The 16032-nt window shown below is 52.5% G+C and carries 17 protein-coding genes; 9 read left to right on the top strand and 8 right to left on the bottom strand.

Annotated elements, in window-relative coordinates:
• Nucleotides 1-151: 151 nt before the first annotated feature.
• The 3 genes from AC2A06_RS14685 to modE form a co-directional block, all read right to left on the bottom strand.
• Nucleotides 152-973 carry a lysostaphin resistance A-like protein gene (locus tag AC2A06_RS14685; RefSeq protein ID WP_484380762.1) on the bottom strand — a complete coding sequence of 274 codons (822 nt, stop codon included), beginning with the start codon at nt 971-973 and terminating at the stop codon, nt 152-154.
• Nucleotides 974-1122: 149 nt separating this feature from the next.
• A complete protein-coding gene (gene modF / locus AC2A06_RS14690; protein ID WP_484380794.1) occupies nt 1123-2622 on the bottom strand; it encodes a molybdate ABC transporter ATP-binding protein ModF in 1500 nt (499 codons plus the stop codon).
• A gap of 141 nt (nt 2623-2763) precedes the next feature.
• Nucleotides 2764-3555, bottom strand: a complete 792-nt coding sequence (modE, locus tag AC2A06_RS14695; protein ID WP_484380763.1) for a molybdenum-dependent transcriptional regulator — start codon at nt 3553-3555, stop codon at nt 2764-2766.
• Between the two features lie 185 nt (nt 3556-3740).
• On the opposite strand from modE, the gene AC2A06_RS14700 reads away from it, so the two are divergent.
• The 4 genes from AC2A06_RS14700 (at nt 3741) to modC (ending at nt 6561) form a co-directional block, all read left to right on the top strand.
• Nucleotides 3741-3884 (top strand): AcrZ family multidrug efflux pump-associated protein, encoded by a 144-nt coding sequence (locus AC2A06_RS14700; RefSeq protein ID WP_023489208.1) that lies wholly within the window; start codon nt 3741-3743, stop codon nt 3882-3884.
• A 149-nt stretch (nt 3885-4033) separates the two neighbouring features.
• Nucleotides 4034-4807, top strand: coding sequence for a molybdate ABC transporter substrate-binding protein (gene modA, locus AC2A06_RS14705; protein WP_484380764.1), 774 nt, complete (start codon nt 4034-4036; stop codon nt 4805-4807).
• Nucleotides 4804-5493, top strand: a complete 690-nt coding sequence (gene modB / locus AC2A06_RS14710; protein ID WP_023489210.1) for a molybdate ABC transporter permease subunit — start codon at nt 4804-4806, stop codon at nt 5491-5493. The genes modA and modB overlap by 4 nt, the downstream gene beginning before the upstream one ends.
• Entirely contained in the window at nt 5494-6561 is a 1068-nt protein-coding gene (gene modC / locus AC2A06_RS14715) for a molybdenum ABC transporter ATP-binding protein ModC (protein WP_484380765.1), read from the top strand.
• A 43-nt stretch (nt 6562-6604) separates the two neighbouring features.
• Here the strand turns inward: modC and AC2A06_RS14720 are convergent, their stop codons facing one another.
• Nucleotides 6605-7426 carry a pyridoxal phosphatase gene (locus tag AC2A06_RS14720; RefSeq protein ID WP_484380766.1) on the bottom strand — a complete coding sequence of 274 codons (822 nt, stop codon included), beginning with the start codon at nt 7424-7426 and terminating at the stop codon, nt 6605-6607.
• Between the two features lie 151 nt (nt 7427-7577).
• Here AC2A06_RS14720 and pgl point away from each other — a divergent pair, with 151 nt between their 5' ends.
• Nucleotides 7578-8573: a 6-phosphogluconolactonase gene (gene pgl / locus AC2A06_RS14725; protein WP_484380767.1), complete on the top strand. Its 996-nt coding sequence runs from the start codon at nt 7578-7580 to the stop codon at nt 8571-8573.
• Between the two features lie 48 nt (nt 8574-8621).
• On the opposite strand, the gene AC2A06_RS14730 is transcribed toward pgl, so the two are convergent.
• From AC2A06_RS14730 to bioA, 4 genes are all read right to left on the bottom strand, one after another.
• A complete protein-coding gene (locus tag AC2A06_RS14730; RefSeq protein WP_023489214.1) occupies nt 8622-9104 on the bottom strand; it encodes a kinase inhibitor in 483 nt (160 codons plus the stop codon).
• A gap of 80 nt (nt 9105-9184) precedes the next feature.
• Nucleotides 9185-10447 carry a type II toxin-antitoxin system HipA family toxin gene (locus AC2A06_RS14735; protein ID WP_484380768.1) on the bottom strand — a complete coding sequence of 421 codons (1263 nt, stop codon included), beginning with the start codon at nt 10445-10447 and terminating at the stop codon, nt 9185-9187.
• Entirely contained in the window at nt 10440-10757 is a 318-nt protein-coding gene (locus AC2A06_RS14740; protein WP_037386494.1) for a helix-turn-helix domain-containing protein, read from the bottom strand. Before AC2A06_RS14740 ends, AC2A06_RS14735 begins: the two co-directional genes overlap by 8 nt.
• Before the next feature lie 164 nt (nt 10758-10921).
• The gene (gene bioA, locus AC2A06_RS14745; protein WP_484380769.1) at nt 10922-12196 is read right to left on the bottom strand and encodes an adenosylmethionine--8-amino-7-oxononanoate transaminase; all 1275 of its coding nucleotides are present in this window, start codon (nt 12194-12196) and stop codon (nt 10922-10924) included.
• 89 nt (nt 12197-12285) lie between these two features.
• Between bioA and bioB the strand changes: the two genes are divergently transcribed.
• From bioB to bioD, 4 genes are read left to right on the top strand one after another with little or no spacing between them, the layout of a single operon-like run.
• On the top strand, nt 12286-13323 hold the full coding sequence (bioB, locus tag AC2A06_RS14750) for a biotin synthase BioB (RefSeq protein WP_023489218.1): 1038 nt from the start codon (nt 12286-12288) through the stop codon (nt 13321-13323).
• Nucleotides 13323-14474: an 8-amino-7-oxononanoate synthase gene (gene bioF / locus AC2A06_RS14755; RefSeq protein WP_484380770.1), complete on the top strand. Its 1152-nt coding sequence runs from the start codon at nt 13323-13325 to the stop codon at nt 14472-14474. Before bioB ends, bioF begins: the two co-directional genes overlap by 1 nt.
• The gene (gene bioC / locus AC2A06_RS14760) at nt 14458-15225 is read left to right on the top strand and encodes a malonyl-ACP O-methyltransferase BioC (RefSeq protein ID WP_484380771.1); all 768 of its coding nucleotides are present in this window, start codon (nt 14458-14460) and stop codon (nt 15223-15225) included. Before bioF ends, bioC begins: the two co-directional genes overlap by 17 nt.
• Nucleotides 15218-15898, top strand: a complete 681-nt coding sequence (bioD, locus tag AC2A06_RS14765) for a dethiobiotin synthase (RefSeq protein WP_484380772.1) — start codon at nt 15218-15220, stop codon at nt 15896-15898. The genes bioC and bioD overlap by 8 nt, the downstream gene beginning before the upstream one ends.
• Nucleotides 15899-16032 lie beyond the last annotated feature (134 nt).

A 16032-nucleotide genomic window follows, 5' to 3' on the forward strand; every position in this document is an offset into this window, starting at 1 on the left:
TGATAAAAGGTGATCTAACACTAAAAAAGAGAGCGTTTACACGCATTGCACGCGCTGAGTTAACGCTATTATCACGTTAGCTTAAACAGGTATTTGGTAGCGCTTCCACTCCGAGTCAGTGACCAGCGAGATATCCGCCAGCCAGTTCTGATTATGGGTGCTGATAGAGGGGGTAAGTAAAAAACAGGAGATGGGTCAGATTAAGCGCAAAATGGAAAAGTACCGGTACCCATAGGCGTCCACTCCACATCCAGGCCAAGCCATAGATCAACCCAGCCAATGTGGCAAATACCACCATAAGCCAACCGGCGGCAAAGTGTGCAGCGCCAAACAGTAACGCGGCGATGATCAGCGCCGGGTTGGCGCCTAACCAGCGGCTGCAACGTTGTTGTAAATAGCCACGAAATAGGGCTTCTTCAGCTAGGGAGACAAAAAACAGATTAGCCATGATAAAGGCTAGGATCCACGGCGGCATATGCAGTTCAATTTTCAGCCCACCCAGAGCTACCGCCAATAGCAGCAGTGCCGGGATAGACAACGCCAGGACCACCCAGGCACTGACACCCACAACTCGGTCTGGCTGATCAGTATTGAACAGCGTTGGCAAGCAGGCCATTAGCAGGAAGGGCACCAGTGCCTTGTCGAAGTTGTAGTACAGAGAATAAGTAGAACTCAGTGGCCCCAGTTTTGCCTTTTCCACCATCAAGGGGTTATTGAATCCAGGCATCAGGTGATAAAACAAGGCGAGTGAGCAAGCCACTAAAAAGAGTTCGAGTACAACAGAAACCATGCGCTGTTGGCGATAGTGTTGTCGAAGCCAGATACCGATGGCGATTATTGCCAGGCAACCCAGACTGGTTGGGGTGAGGATCTGGTGGTGAACGCCCATTCCTATCGCAGCCACCAACACGAGAAAGGCAATCAGCCGATTAAATGGCAGAAAAAACAACGAAGCCGAAAGTACACCCCACATAACCGCTATCCCTAAAAATAAGCCTATGACACTCAGTGCCAGTAACTTGATTCACTACAGACATACAAGGGATAGTAGCACAAGCCTGCAGATGCAAAGCCCTGAGTCTAAACAATGCTTATTACTCCCTTAATTGATGGTCGTTGCCACTAGCTGTTGCTGGCATTTGCATAGCTATCAATCAGGACCTCTTGCTGATAGCGATAACCTTCACCATCTGGAATAAAGGTCAAGCGGTGGGTGATACACTCCGGTGTATCCTCACTATGGTGGGAAACAAATAGCAACTGAGTCGTTCCTTGCTGGATCAGCACATCAATAAAGCGCCGGACCAGTTGGCGGTTAAGGGGGTCCAGACCTTGCAAAGGTTCATCCAGGATCAACAACGCCGGGTGTTTAACCAGTGCGCGAGCAATCAAGGTTAACCGCTGTTGCCCCCAGGAGAGCGTATGGAAAGGCGCATTACCCAATGCCTCATTGAACCCAAGCAACTGCAACCACTGTGAGGTCAACTGTTGTTGGCGTTCGGATGCGGCTTGATAAATACCAATGGAATCAAAGAAGCCCGACAGAATAACGTTACGTACACTGGCGCTGACACGATAATCCAGATGCAGGCTGCTACTGACATATCCAATATGGCGTTTGATTTCCCAAATGGTTTCGCCACTGCCACGCCGACGGCCAAACAGCGTCAGGTCGTTGCTATAACCTTGAGGATGGTCACCGGTAATCAGACTGAGCAATGTCGATTTACCGGCTCCATTGGGGCCAACGATCTGCCAGTGTTCGCCGGGATTAACCTGCCAACTGAGGCGATGGAGAATTGGGCGATCATTATAGCTGACGATACCATCACGCAAGACAATCAATGGGTTGGTTGTTGGCAGGGGAATATTTAGGGTGGGATCTTCGGTTTCAGGCAACGAAAGGTTGCTGAGATTTTCGCTGTGTGCCAATTGGGCCACCAGCGCGTCAGCCATCACCTGTTCCCGTGGCCCTTGGCTGGTTAAGGTACAATCTGCCAATACCCCCACTTGTTGAATAAAACTCGGGATTTCATCAAAGCGGTTAAGGACCAGCACCAGCGTCACCCCCTGTTGGGCCAGTTCTCCTAGCAAGGTGGCAAGCTGGGCACGTGACTGGTTATCCAATCCATCAAAAGGTTCATCAAGAATTAATAAATCAGGGGCTGGCATCAAAGCACGGCATAATAACGTTTTGCGTGTTTCACCGGTAGAGAGGTATTTGAAGCGGCGCGCCAACAGCGGTGCGATACCAAACTGTGCGGCAAGTTGTGTGCAGCGCTGATCATCCTGAATATCCTCCTGAATGATTTCTGCGGTAGTGCGACCAGTGTCGTCCTCATCGGGGCTTAACAGATCGGTATTGTTGCGCTGCCATTCATCACTGACCAGTTTTTGTAATTGCTCGAAGGAGATCCGTACCACATTGCGGAAATCATGGCGGTATGCCCCGTTCAATAAGGTCAGATCACCAGCCAGCGCCCGCGCCAGGGCTGACTTCCCGCTGCCATTAGCACCGACAAAAGCCCAGCAGTCACCTGACTGAATATTCAGTTGAGGCAAGGATAAAGTGCGGGTGTCGCTTAACCGGAATAAAGCTTGCGAAATTTGCAACGAGGGCATCATTTATTCTCTATTGGGTATTGATTAGCTTTAGAAATATTCGTATCAGAAAGAGATGTCAATCGGCAATAATGCAACGTGGTATTGCCGTTAACGCAACATAGCGGCTAACGCAACGTAGCGGCTAACACAATGTAGCGGCTAACACAGCGTAGCGACAATAACGCGGTCGGCATTGAACAGCGCATGGACTGCCATCCCTTGGCGCAGTTTCAATTGGGCTAACTCTTGGTTGCTGACTGTGGCGCAGAGCGTTTCTCCCCCGGTGAGGGTGAGCAACACTTCACTGTGATCATTGCCTGGTTGAATATTGGCCACCGTGCAAGGCAGAACATTGTCTGCCAGGCCGTGCAACGCAGCGTCAGTGCTGATTTTTACCCAAGGTGCTTTAATCAGCGCCAGTACCTCTTTGCCCGGGGTCAATTGCAACCGTTCGGCACTTTGCTGTGTCACGGCGGCAGTCAAGCGTGTGTGGCCGTCTGCCAGCAGCAGGTGGATAGCTTGCTGGACCTGTCGATGGTCGCGTTCAATCACCGTAGCGAAAAACTGGTTGCGGGCACTGGTTTGCAGCGAGAAACGGGCAATGGCTGCCAGTAGGCTATCCAGCGGCAAATTATCCTGTTGCAACACATCAAAGGCTTTTTGCTGGATCTGACCTAGCAAGTCATAAAGCTGGATCAAACGGTGCCCATAGTGTGTCACCTGTGCGCCGCCCCCCCCTTTGCCGCCAGTGGCTCGTTCCACCACGGTTTGTTCCGCCAATTGGTTCATTTCATTAATGGCATCCCAGGCGCTTTTGTAGCTGATCCCGGCCAGTTTGGCCCCTTGACTGATCGAGCCAGTCTGTACCACTTGTTTGAGCAGGGCGATACGGCGTGGGTCAGCGAACAGTTTTTGCTTAAGCTTTAAGGTGAGAAGGATCTCGGCCTGCATAATGAACTCCAATGGTTCGCCTGATGACAACCTGTCTATTGTCGCTGATTTGCTCAATACTGCCAACAGAGCACGTTTAGCTGCTTATCCTGCCCTGGGAGCCGTTAAAATAAGCGCGTTTTTGACCATTTTGGTTTACAGTAACCTTTGTAGCACTGTTTGCAAGGCTGTTAAGTGAGGTCCCCATGTTAGAGTTATTGAAAAGTCTGGTGTTTGCTGTGGTCATGGTGCCGGTGGTGATGGCCGTTATTTTGGGGCTCATCTATGCCTTGGGTGAGGTGTTCAACGTCTTCTCCAAATTGGGTCATCCTAAAGAAGATCACCGCTAATCTTCTCTCCCCGCTGATGATGTTGGCGGGGTTTTTACGTTTAACTTCGCGATACCTCTCGTTTTACCCATAAACCTCATGACAATTCTGGGTCTATCGCTATATCATCATTTACATAACGATGAGATTAACCGATGGGAAAATCAACCATGAAACAGCAATGGATCAAGTGGATCGCAGGTATCGCGTTGGCTTCTGGTCTGACTATGCCGGCGGTGGCGGCAGAGAAAATCACCGTTTTTGCCGCAGCCTCGTTAACCAATGCGCTGCAAGAGATCGCCACCGAGTATCAGAAAATACAAGGTATTGAGGTGGTCTCTTCGTTTGCTTCCTCTTCGACCCTGGCGCGCCAGATTCAACAAGGCGCACCAGCGGATATATTTATCGCCGCTGATCAGCAATGGATGGATTACGCCATCGGCAAACAGTTGATGGTCGCCGAGACGCGCTACACGCTACTCGGTAATGAACTGGTGCTGATTGCCGCTAAGTCCGCCAAGCAAGATAAAATCGACATCAATCAGCAAACCGATTGGGTTAAATTGTTAAACGGTAGCCGCTTAGCGGTGGGTGACCCTGATCACGTCCCGGCCGGTATCTACGCCAAAGAAGCGCTGCAACATCTGGGAGCTTGGGGGGCGTTAGAGCCTCAATTAGCCCGAGGGAATAATGTGCGTAGTGCGATGGTGCTGGTTGAACGGGGGGAAGCGCCGTTGGGCATTGTCTACGGTTCTGATGCTGTCGCCAGCGATAAGGTGAAAGTGGTGGGGATCTTCCCTGAACAGAGCCACCAACCTGTTGAGTATCCGATGGCAATAGTCAAACCGCGCCAGACACCCGCTGTTACCGCTTTTTATGAGTATCTCAAGGGGCCGCAAGCCACGGCTATTTTTGAACGTTTCGGATTTACAGCGCGTAAATGATATTAAGCGAATATGAATGGCAGGCCATTGAGCTCAGCCTGAAAGTCTCTAGCTTGGCGGTGATCTGTAGTTTGCCGCTGGGCATTCTGATGGCCTGGGTTTTAGTGCGTTGTCACTTCCCGGGTAAATCCTTGTTGGACAGTATTGTTCATCTGCCTTTAGTCCTGCCGCCAGTGGTGGTGGGTTACCTGTTGCTGATCGCCATGGGGCGACGTGGGTTTATTGGTGAATGGCTGTACCAATGGTTTGGTTTCAGCTTTAGCTTCAGTTGGCGTGGTGCGGCTCTGGCGTCGGCTGTGGTGGCCTTTCCGCTGATGGTGCGCGCCATTCGTTTGGCGCTTGAAGCGGTGGATATTCGCCTGGAACAAGCCGCCCGCACCCTAGGGGCCAATCCTTGGCGGGTATTTTTTACCATCACGTTACCGCTCTCCTTACCGGGGGTGATCGTCGGGGTGGTGCTGGCGTTTGCGCGCTCTTTGGGTGAGTTTGGTGCCACTATCACCTTTGTTTCCAATATTCCGGGTGAGACCCGCACTATTCCGCTGGCGATGTATACCTTGATAGAAACACCTGGTGCTGAAGCGGCGGCTGCCCGTTTATGTGTGATTGCTATTGTGCTGGCGATGGCTGCTTTGATGACCTCGGAATGGCTGGCCCGTTGGGGCCGCAAGCGTATGGGGCTATAAATGTTAGAACTGGATTTCTGCCAGCAACTGGGTGCACTTAATCTCAAGATACAGGCTAATCTGCCCGCTCAAGGGATTACTGCCATCTTTGGGCTTTCTGGCGCGGGTAAAACCTCATTAATTAATGCGATCGCTGGTTTGACGCCGGTACAACAGGGGCGCATTGTTCTTAATGGACATACTCTGCTCGATACCACCAACGGAGTCTGTCTTGCACCGGAAAAACGGCGCATAGGTTATGTGTTCCAGGATGCACGCCTGTTCCCGCACTATCGAGTACGTGGCAACCTGCAATACGGTATGGCAGCCAGCAGTCGCGGTCAGTTTGATGATATTGTCGCCTTGCTGGGGATTGAGCCATTACTTAACCGCTTGCCGTTGACACTTTCCGGCGGAGAAAAACAGCGGGTAGCGATTGGCCGGGCGTTGCTTAGCGCACCGCAATTGCTGTTGATGGATGAGCCTTTGGCATCTCTCGATATACCGCGCAAACGCGAGTTGTTACCCTATCTGGAACGGTTGGCAAAACAGGTGAATATCCCGATCCTCTACGTTAGCCATAGCATGGATGAAATCTTACGCTTAGCGCAGCAAGTCATGGTGTTGGATAATGGCCAGGTACGTGCAGTGGGTGGGGTGGAGGAAGTCTGGGCCAGCAGTGCCTTGCGCCCTTGGTTGCAGCGTGAAGACCAGAGTAGCGTGCTGAGCGTGAGTGTCATCAAACGGCATGAACATTATGCCATGAGTGCCTTGGCGCTCGGTGATCAACTGCTGTGGGTTAGTGCTATTGATCTCCCCATCGGTACCCGGTTGCGTATTCGCATCAACGCTGCCGATGTCTCATTGGTTCTACAACCCCCCACCAATAGCAGCATTCGCAATATTTTACCGGCTAAAGTGCTGGAATGCCTGGATGTGGATGGCCAGGTTGAGGTGAAGCTAGCCATCGGGGAGCATATTCTCTGGGCACGTATTACTCCTTGGGCACGTGACGATTTGGCCATCAAACCCGGTCAATGGCTTTATGCACAGGTCAAGAGTGTATCCATGAGCCGTGAAGGGAGTTGAAAGCAGACGGAGAAGTGGGCAACACACTTCTCCGCCTTAAGGATTAACTCAGAACTCGGGTATGGATCACCTCTGCAATACCCGGTTGTAAGTGGTCGGCGATCACCAAATCAGCGCGTTCTTTGATCGCATCATCTGCGTTACCCATGGCAACACCGAGCCCGACGGCTTCAAGCATACTTAAATCATTGTAGTTGTCGCCAAAGGCAACCACCTGATCCATCTTTAATCCTTGTGATTCCACCCACTGCTGCAGCCGTTTACCTTTGCTGTTACCGTTTTTGGCGATGTCTACCTGATCGTGCCACGACCATTCACAAGCTAGCCCCAACTCGTTCTCCACCGTTTCGGCAAACTGGCGCAGTACAGAGATATCTCCGTGTGAGACGGCAAATTTCCAGATGGACTGTGCGTCATCAGCCGCTTGCTGCAGACTATTGACGTGCAACAAGGTGGGGCGTTGTGCTTCCGGTAAACTTTTCGCCCAGGTTTGGGTGCGCAGCACATGACCACTGGGGGTTTGATACAGCATGGCATCATCAACATAGAGCAGGCCGTGAAGATCACTCTGTTTCAACCGTTGTAATACTTGCCGAGCTTGCTCCTTCGGCAAAGGGTCGGCAGTTAGCACTTTTTTTTGCTGGAAATCGTACAGGTAGGTGCCGTTACAGCAAATAGCTGGGGTATCGAGTTGCAATTCCTGATAGAACGGGTGAATCGCTACATGATGGCGACCCGTGACCACTACCACCTTGACGCCGGCGGCACGGGCTTGCGCCAAGGCAGCCAGTGATTGTGGCAAAATGCGTTTCTGCTTATCTAGCAGTGTGCCGTCTAAATCGAGGGCAATAATACGGTAGTTCATCGTGACCCCATGAGGTAAGTAAAGCGATAATACCGATGGTACACCTAACGGCGGTTTGACAAAACCCAGTGTTAGGCAGGGGTTGTCATGTCAACGATGTCAGGTAAGCTAAAGAACACAATCGGTTACTCTTTCTCATTAAGGAAAGCAAATGAAGCAAATCGTTTATGTCGCTAGCCCGGAAAGCCAGCAGATCCATGTTTGGCAGTTAGACTCTCAGGGCGCGTTGACGTTAGAGCAGACGGTGGATGTACCAGGGCAGGGGCAACCGATGGCCATTCACCCGGATAATAGCCACCTGTATATTGGGGTACGCCCGGCATTGGGTATCGTCAGTTACCGTATTGATGCGGATGGTAAACTGCAGGAGGCGGGGATGGCCCCATTACCTGGCAGCCCGACCCATATCGCCACCGATTTGCAAGGCCGTTACCTGTTTTCTGCTTCCTATAACGGTAACTGCGTCACCGTCAGCCCTATTGGTCATGATGGTGTGGTGGGGGCTCCCATTCAGCAGGTTGATGGTTTGACCGCCCCGCACTCAGCCAATATTGACTCGACCAATCAACGGCTATTGATCCCCTGCTTGAAAGAAGATCGTATTCGTCTTTTTAATCTGCATCAGGACGGCGTATTGACCCCTGAGACTCCGGAGGCGGTTGCCACAGCGGTTGGTGCCGGGCCACGTCATATGGCATTCCATCCTAATGGGCAGTTCGCTTATTGTCTCAATGAACTGGATAGCACCGTTGATGTTTTGGCCTGTGGTGAGCATGGGGGCCCTTACACCCTAGTGCAAACTCTGGATATGATGCCTGCTGATTTCAACGGCACTCGTTGGGGGGCGGATATTCATCTCACGCCTAATGGCCGCTTCCTATATACCTGTGATCGTACCGCCAGTATCCTGACGATTTTCGCCGTTTCGCCGCAAGGGGATAACATTACCTTAGTTGGGCATCAGGCAACGGAACAACAGCCCCGTGGTTTTAATATCGACCACCGCGGCCATTTTTTGATTGCCGCAGGGCAGAAATCAGGTCATATCACGGTTTATGGCATTGATCCGCATCAGGGTCAGTTATCGGCTCTGGGGCGTTACCCGGTAGGGCAAGGCCCAATGTGGGTGAGTGTGCTGGCTCACTGATCTATAGCAAGACCAGGGCAGACCTTGGTGCCTGCCCTGGGCGATGGATTAACAGTAGGTGACGGTCAGCGTCGCTTTGCCAAGGCTATGGAAGTGAATATTGAAGCCGACCATGGCGCCACTGGCTTCTTCATCCACCGGGATGCTTTCCACATCCAGTGCGTGAACAGTGAAATGATAGCGATGACTTTCTCCTTGTGGCGGAGCCGCACCACCGTAACCGGCTTTACCAAAATCGGTACGGGTCTGTATCGCTCCCTTGGGTAGCCCAGGTTTGCCAGAACCGGCACCCTGTGGCAGTTCGGTTACGGTTGCCGGAATGTTGGCCACCACCCAGTGCCACCAGCCAGAGCCGGTAGGGGCATCGGGATCAAATACGGTGATAGCAAAGCTTTTGGTACCCGCGGGTACGCCATCCCAAGTCAGGTGAGGGGAGAGGTTACCCCCTTGGTAGCCCATGCCGTTAAATACCTGTAGTTCAGGCATTTTGGCCCCATTCTGCAGATCATTACTGTATAAACGAAACGTCATAACTACTCTCCCATATCGTCCTTTAAATCAGTCAGCCTAGATTGTTTTGTGGCAATAATATATAGCCAAGTCAGTGGTTTTTAGCGACCAAGCAAGTTGATATTCTCATCGATTCGCTGCTGGATAGTTTGCAACGTGCCTGGGGTGATCGCTTGGGGATACATCTTCTTGGCTAAAGTGGCAAACTGGCCCGCCACATCGCAAAATCGGTCAATCAGGGTACTCGCTATATTGGCTGGCATCTCGGCTTCTTCGGCAAGCCGGAGCATAGCCTCACGGTGAATTTCCAGTGCTTCGCCCATCACATCCATCTGATGATACCCCCCTGGGCCTTCACAGAACGTGACGTCATACGCTGGTGCTAATTTCCACTCACCAGAGGGTGACATAAGATAGGAAAAATTCTTGGGATGATCGTCTCGGTTGTTGAACACCACATTGAAAACTACACGCTCAAATGCGAGTGCTTTCTCCCGCACATCATTCGTGCACATTTGGGTGGCCCGCAAGAAATTAACGTAATCCAACGACCCAGGTGTGGTGAAATCAGCACCAGTAAAGGCGGCAAGACTTTGCATAGGCACGCGCAAAGCCCCTTGCCGATCAAAGCGTTTGGTCGCGAAGGCCGCCAACCCATTGGGCAGGCTGAAATAATGCGTCTCAGGCGTCTGAATGCCACACAGGCGTAAGCATTCGGCATAGACCATCTCTATGGCACAGACTTCGGGATGTTCTTGTTGAGCAGGAAATTTGATCAACCAAGCTTCAAAGCCTGGCGTAGACGTAGTGGTAAAAGTGCCGGTTTGGGGGTCGCGATAGACCAAAGCCTTGGGTCTGGCACCTTGTGGAGGGCCGCCTACCAACAGTAATTTTTGCAGGAATGCCCCACCTTCACCCTTGAGGACTTCTTGCACTTCTGCCGCAAGCCGATCAATGGAGATATCCCCTTCCATCTCCAGCCCCTCGGGTGCGACAGGCTCGAATGACATGGCCCCCATGGCATGGTTGCCAATGTAAGTCAGCCGCTCCAGTGGCCCGATACGTGCTGCATTGAGGCCACGGCGTTTGAACAAACGATCCATCAGCAGCATCCCCCAACCGTCAGGGAGAGCATCATAGACGGGGCCGGGGAGCCCCAACTGATGGGGCGGAAAGTCTCTGCGTAACGGCGTTCCTGCCAATGGTAGCTTAAAAGACGACAGTTCCAACCCTTTCTGCTTCGCTTCCTGGCTGTATTCAAACAGAATCAGTGGGCGACCGGTGATCACTGTCGTCGAAACCAGCGAGCCCCAGTGCCAATGCTCACCCCAGCCATTGTAGTAGACATTGACTTGCTCAAGCATTGTCGAACCTCCTCTTGACACGATGACGTTTCGCGCTGTTTTCGTAGCGGAAAATATCTTCAAGGCTGTCCAATTTTGGTAGGAACAAGGCTTCGAGTTCCTGGCTGCGCCCAAGAACCATCGCTACACGGACTAGATTTTCGAACCCGACATTGCGCCCTGCCTCAAGATTAGACACGGTATTGCTGCTAATACCGGCGCGTGCCGCGACATCAGCCTGCGTCATCTGTAGCGCTAACCGCTCAGTGCGCAGACGCTCACAGATCCGCTTAACGATCTCATCGGGTTTTCTTAGGCTTAAATCCAATATATTGTGCCTTATGTGGCTTTTTTGCTCTTAATTCACAATATTATAGAATTAACTTTGGCTGTGGTCAAAACTGCAATACGCAAAAATTGTGCTTTATTCAGTGGGTAATCCTGCGCACCGCAATCATTATGCCGATCACGGTGCGGTTCTTTACCCACATTTTCTCACGCCACCGCGGCCGCAATGGCTGCAGTTAGACGCGAAAGTTGTTCTGGGGTGATGATATAAGGCGGCATCAGATAAATCAGTTTGCCGAATGGCCGGATCCACACACCTCGCTCGACAAAACCACGTTGTAGTGCCGCCACATCCACTGGCTGGCGCATTTCTACCACGCCAATAGCGCCAAGCACCCGGACATCCGCCACCTTGGGCAGAGCTGTGAGAGGGAGTAACTGCTGCTTTAGCTGGTTTTCAATGTCACGCACCTGCTGTTGCCAAAGATTATCCTCGAGCAGTGTCAGGCTGGCGCAGGCAACCGCACAGGCCAGAGGATTTCCCATAAAGGTTGGGCCATGCATAAAACAGCCTGCGGCACCTTCACTGATGGTTTCTGCCACATGGCGGGTGGTGAGGGTAGCAGAAAGGGTCATATATCCCCCAGTCAGCGCTTTGCCCAAACAGAGAATATCAGGCACGACATCCGCATGTTCACAGGCAAACAGCTTGCCGGTACGGCCAAACCCAGTGGCAATCTCATCAGCTATTAACAAAATCTGGTGCTGGTCGCACAGTTCACGCACGCGTTTAACATAGTTAGGGTGATAGATACGCATCCCCCCCGCCCCTTGAACGATAGGTTCGAGGATCACCGCAGCAATCTCTCCCGCATGTTGCTCTAGCAGGGTATTAAATGGCGCGATGTCCTGCTCGTCCCAGGGGGCGTCGAAGCGACATTGAGGCGCGGTGGCAAACAGATGTGGTGCAAGATACCCCTGATACAGGCTATGCATGGAATTATCTGGGTCGCATACCGACATCGCGCCAAAGGTATCACCATGATAGCCCTGGCGTAGGGTCAAAATACGTTGTCGCCGCTCTCCACGGGCCTGCCAATATTGCAGCGCCATTTTCAGCGCGACTTCCACCGCCACGGAACCTGAATCAGCCAGAAATACACATTGCAGCGCGTCAGGTGTCATTGCCAGCAATTTACGGCACAGGGCAATGGCAGCGGGATGGGTAATACCCCCGAACATCACATGTGACATTTTCTGCAACTGCTGTGTTGCGGCCTGATTGAGTTGCGGATGATTGTAACCGTGAATGGCGGCCCACCATGAAGACATGCCATCCACCAGTTGCCGGCCATCGGCCAGTTGCAATTCCACGCCACTGGCGGCGGTAATCGGGTAGCAGGGCAGCGGCTTAGTCATGGAGGTATAGGGGTGCCAGATATGGCGTCGATCAAATTCAATATCACAGGGGGAGAGAGACATTAACCGTAAACCAAAAATAAATAGAATGGTTGACAGTATAGCCGCAATATTTACACTGGCGACACTTTTCATATTGGGAGTTGCAATCAATGGCCGATCGTATCCACTGGACCGTGGGGCTAGCCCAAGCCCTGTTTGATAAACCGCTGCTGGAATTGCTATACCAAGCACAAACCGTTCACCGCCAACATTTTGACCCACAACAAGTTCAAGTCAGTACGCTGCTATCGATAAAAACCGGCGCTTGTCCGGAAGATTGTAAATACTGCCCGCAAAGTTCGCGTTATAAAACCGGCCTGGAGACTGAACGGTTGATGCAGGTGGAGCAGGTTTTGGCATCGGCGCGTCAGGCCAAAGCCGCCGGGTCAAGCCGTTTCTGCATGGGTGCCGCCTGGAAGAACCCGCACGAGCGTGATATGCCTTATCTGCAGCAGATGGTACAGGGGGTAAAAGCCATGGGGATGGAAACCTGTATGACGCTGGGTACCCTAGACCCTAGTCAGGCCGAGCGCTTGGCTGACGCCGGGTTGGATTACTACAACCATAATCTTGACACCTCGCCAGAATTTTACTCCAGCATCATCACCACGCGCAGCTACCAGGAGCGCCTGGACACATTGGACACCGTGCGTAATGCCGGGATCAAAGTCTGTTCCGGCGGCATTGTCGGCTTGGGGGAAACCGTCGCTGACCGCGCCGGGTTGCTGGTGCAGTTAGCTAATTTGCCAACCCCACCTGAGAGCGTGCCAATCAACATGTTGGTGAAAGTGAAGGGGACACCACTGGCGGATAACGACGATGTCGATCCCTTTGATTTTATCCGCACTATCGCTATTGCACGGATTATGATGCCCAGCTCTTATGTCCGCCTGTCAGCGGGTCGTGAGCAGATGAGTGAACAGACTCAGGCTATGTGCTTTATGGCTGGGGCCAACTCCATCTTCTATGGCTGTAAATTACTCACCACGCCCAATCCAGAAGAAGATAAAGATCGGCAGTTGTTCCGCAAATTGGGGCTTAACCCGCAGCAAACCTCCATTGAGCAGGGTGACAAGCAACAGCAGCAGATCTTGGCAGAACAACTGCTCAGCGCCGATACCGCCGAATTTTACAACGCGGCACGCTGATGAGCTGGCAACAACGTATTGAACAGGCACTGAATGAGCGGCGGCAGCATGCCGCTTATCGACAACGGCAGGTCAATCAGGGCGGTAATGGGCGATATCTGCAATGCAACGGTCAGCAGTATCTCAACTTTTCCAGTAATGATTACCTTGGGCTCAGCCAACATCCTGAGGTGATTGCCGCTTGGCAGCAGGGTGCGGCGCACTATGGTGTGGGCAGTGGCGGCTCTGGGCATGTGACCGGGTTTAGCCAGGCTCACCATGAATTAGAGCAGCAACTGGCCCAGTGGCTGGGGTATCCACGCGCTTTGCTGTTTATCTCCGGTTATGCCGCTAATCAGGCGATCCTGGCGGCCTTAATGCAGGCTGGCGATTGCCTGTTAGCCGACAGACTCAGCCATGCCTCACTGTTAGAAGCGGCGATGCACTCACCCGCGCAATTGCGGCGTTTTCATCATAACCAGCCACACTCGTTAGCCTCGTTACTGCAAAAAGCCTGTACAGGCCAACAACTGGTGATCACCGAAGGGATCTTCAGTATGGATGGTGACAGCGCACCGCTGGCGGAATTACAGCACTTAACCCACCAGGCTGGGGGCTGGCTGATGGTGGACGATGCGCACGGTATTGGCGTGCGTGGTGCACAAGGGCGCGGTAGTTGCTGGCAGCAGGGAGTACGCCCGGAGATCTTGGTGGTCACTTTTGGCAAAGCCTTTGGTGTCAGTGGTGCGGCGGTGTTATGTGATGAACCCTTGGCAGAATACTTGCTGCAATTTGCACGCCATCTGATTTATAGCACGGCGATGCCCCCGGCCCAGGCTTGTGCCTTGCAGGCCGCATTACATTGTGTCCAACAGGGGGACCAGTTACGGGCTCAATTACAGCGCCATATCCAACGCTTTCGCGCCGGGGTTGCCAGCCTGCCACTGAAGTTAACGGACTCAGACACCGCAATTCAACCGTTAGTGGTGGGGGATAACCAGCAAACGCTGGTGTTGGCCCAACGTCTGCGTGAGCAGGGGCTTTGGGTTAGCGCCATCCGTCCGCCAACAGTGCCACCGGGTAGCGCGCGCTTGCGCATTACACTGACTGCGGCGCACCAAACAGAAGATATTGAACGTTTGCTAGAGGTGTTACATGACATCTGTGTTTGAGGGGGTGAATAAACAGGCGGTGGCTGCGGCCTTCAGCCGGGCAGCAAAAAGTTATGATGTGGCGGCCGTGTTACAACGGGAGGTAGGAGAACGCTTAGTCGCGATGGCGGCTCATCACCCTGGCCAATCGGTATTGGATGCTGGCTGTGGCACCGGTTATTTCAGCCGTCGTTGGCGCAATTTGGGTAAGCAGGTGACTGCGCTGGATCTGGCGCCGGGTATGTTGGCTTTTGCTCGCCAGCAGCAGGTGGCTGATCACTACTTACTGGGGGATATCGAGAATGTCCCGCTGCCAGATGCCTCCGTGGATATCTGTTTTAGCAGTCTGGTGGTGCAGTGGTGCAGCTCTCTGCCTCAGGTGTTGGCGGAACTGTACCGGGTGACGCGGCCGGGTGGGGTGATTTTATTCGCTACCTTGGCACAGGGCACATTACATGAATTGGCGGCTGCCTGGCAGCAGGTAGATGGTGAACGCCATGTGAATGATTTCCTGCCTGTCGCACAGATTAGTGCTGCTTGTCAGCACTATCGTCATGAGCTGCAACCTGCCTGGCAAACCCTGCATTACCCTGATGTTATGACACTGATGCGCTCATTGAAGGGGATTGGTGCCACCCATTTACATCAGGGCCGTGATAGCGGGTTGCTTTCTCGCCAGCGTTTAGCGGCATTGCAAGCGGCTTACTCCTGCCAACAGGGGCAGTACCCTCTCAGTTATCATCTGGTTTATGGAGTTATTTATCGTGATTAAACGTTGGTTTGTGACGGGAACGGATACGGAAGTGGGGAAAACGGTCGCCAGCAGTGCACTGTTACAGGCGGCTCAGGCGGCAGGGTTTTGCTGTGCTGGTTATAAGCCAGTGGCTTCAGGCAGTGAAATGACCGCTGAGGGGTGGCGTAATAGTGATGCATTGGCTCTGCAGAGAAACAGCAGTATGGTGCTGGATTATACCGATGTGAATCCATACACCTTTGCTGAGCCAACCTCACCCCATATTGCCAGCCAACATGAAGGGATCCCCATCTCTCTGGCTCGACTTTCTAGTGGTTTACGTCACCTTGAACAACAGGCCGAGTGGTTGCTGGTGGAAGGGGCCGGGGGATGGTTTACCCCACTTTGCGAACGCTATACGCTTGCCGATTGGGTGCGCCAGGAACGCTTGCCGGTGATTCTGGTGGTTGGGATCAAACTGGGTTGTATCAACCATGCAGTGCTTACCGCTCAGGCCGTTCAGCAAGCGGGGTTGCCCTTGGCAGGTTGGATAGCCAATCAGGTCATTAAACCGGGAAAACGCCATCAGGAGTATCTTGCGACGCTTTGCCGTATGTTGCCAGCCCCGTTGTTGGGGGAAATTCCCCATTTACCGCAGATTGAGCAACAGCCACTAGCGCAATATCTTGACTTGACGCAGCTTGCCAAGTGAGTCAGTGATCGTTTATTCGATGTACTGTAAACCCCTGTCCGCTTAAGCTAAAAAGGGACTTTGTCAACAGTCCGAAATATCATTTTTTTGATGCATTTTTTTAGCATTAATTGTTATAAGCGATGCGAAATATT

Source organism: Serratia sp. HNCC26DJ244, from assembly GCF_057180565.1.

Coding starts and splice junctions, on each gene's coding strand:
- AC2A06_RS14685 (WP_484380762.1), bottom strand. CDS start 973: ATGTGGGGTGTACTTTCGGCTTCGTTGTTTTTTCTGCCATTTAATCGG.
- modF (WP_484380794.1), bottom strand. CDS start 2,622: ATGCCCTCGTTGCAAATTTCGCAAGCTTTATTCCGGTTAAGCGACACC.
- modE (WP_484380763.1), bottom strand. CDS start 3,555: ATGCAGGCCGAGATCCTTCTCACCTTAAAGCTTAAGCAAAAACTGTTC.
- AC2A06_RS14700 (WP_023489208.1), top strand. CDS start 3,741: ATGTTAGAGTTATTGAAAAGTCTGGTGTTTGCTGTGGTCATGGTGCCG.
- modA (WP_484380764.1), top strand. CDS start 4,034: ATGAAACAGCAATGGATCAAGTGGATCGCAGGTATCGCGTTGGCTTCT.
- modB (WP_023489210.1), top strand. CDS start 4,804: ATGATATTAAGCGAATATGAATGGCAGGCCATTGAGCTCAGCCTGAAA.
- modC (WP_484380765.1), top strand. CDS start 5,494: ATGTTAGAACTGGATTTCTGCCAGCAACTGGGTGCACTTAATCTCAAG.
- AC2A06_RS14720 (WP_484380766.1), bottom strand. CDS start 7,426: ATGAACTACCGTATTATTGCCCTCGATTTAGACGGCACACTGCTAGAT.
- pgl (WP_484380767.1), top strand. CDS start 7,578: ATGAAGCAAATCGTTTATGTCGCTAGCCCGGAAAGCCAGCAGATCCAT.
- AC2A06_RS14730 (WP_023489214.1), bottom strand. CDS start 9,104: ATGACGTTTCGTTTATACAGTAATGATCTGCAGAATGGGGCCAAAATG.
- AC2A06_RS14735 (WP_484380768.1), bottom strand. CDS start 10,447: ATGCTTGAGCAAGTCAATGTCTACTACAATGGCTGGGGTGAGCATTGG.
- bioA (WP_484380769.1), bottom strand. CDS start 12,196: ATGTCTCTCTCCCCCTGTGATATTGAATTTGATCGACGCCATATCTGG.
- bioB (WP_023489218.1), top strand. CDS start 12,286: ATGGCCGATCGTATCCACTGGACCGTGGGGCTAGCCCAAGCCCTGTTT.
- bioF (WP_484380770.1), top strand. CDS start 13,323: ATGAGCTGGCAACAACGTATTGAACAGGCACTGAATGAGCGGCGGCAG.
- bioC (WP_484380771.1), top strand. CDS start 14,458: ATGACATCTGTGTTTGAGGGGGTGAATAAACAGGCGGTGGCTGCGGCC.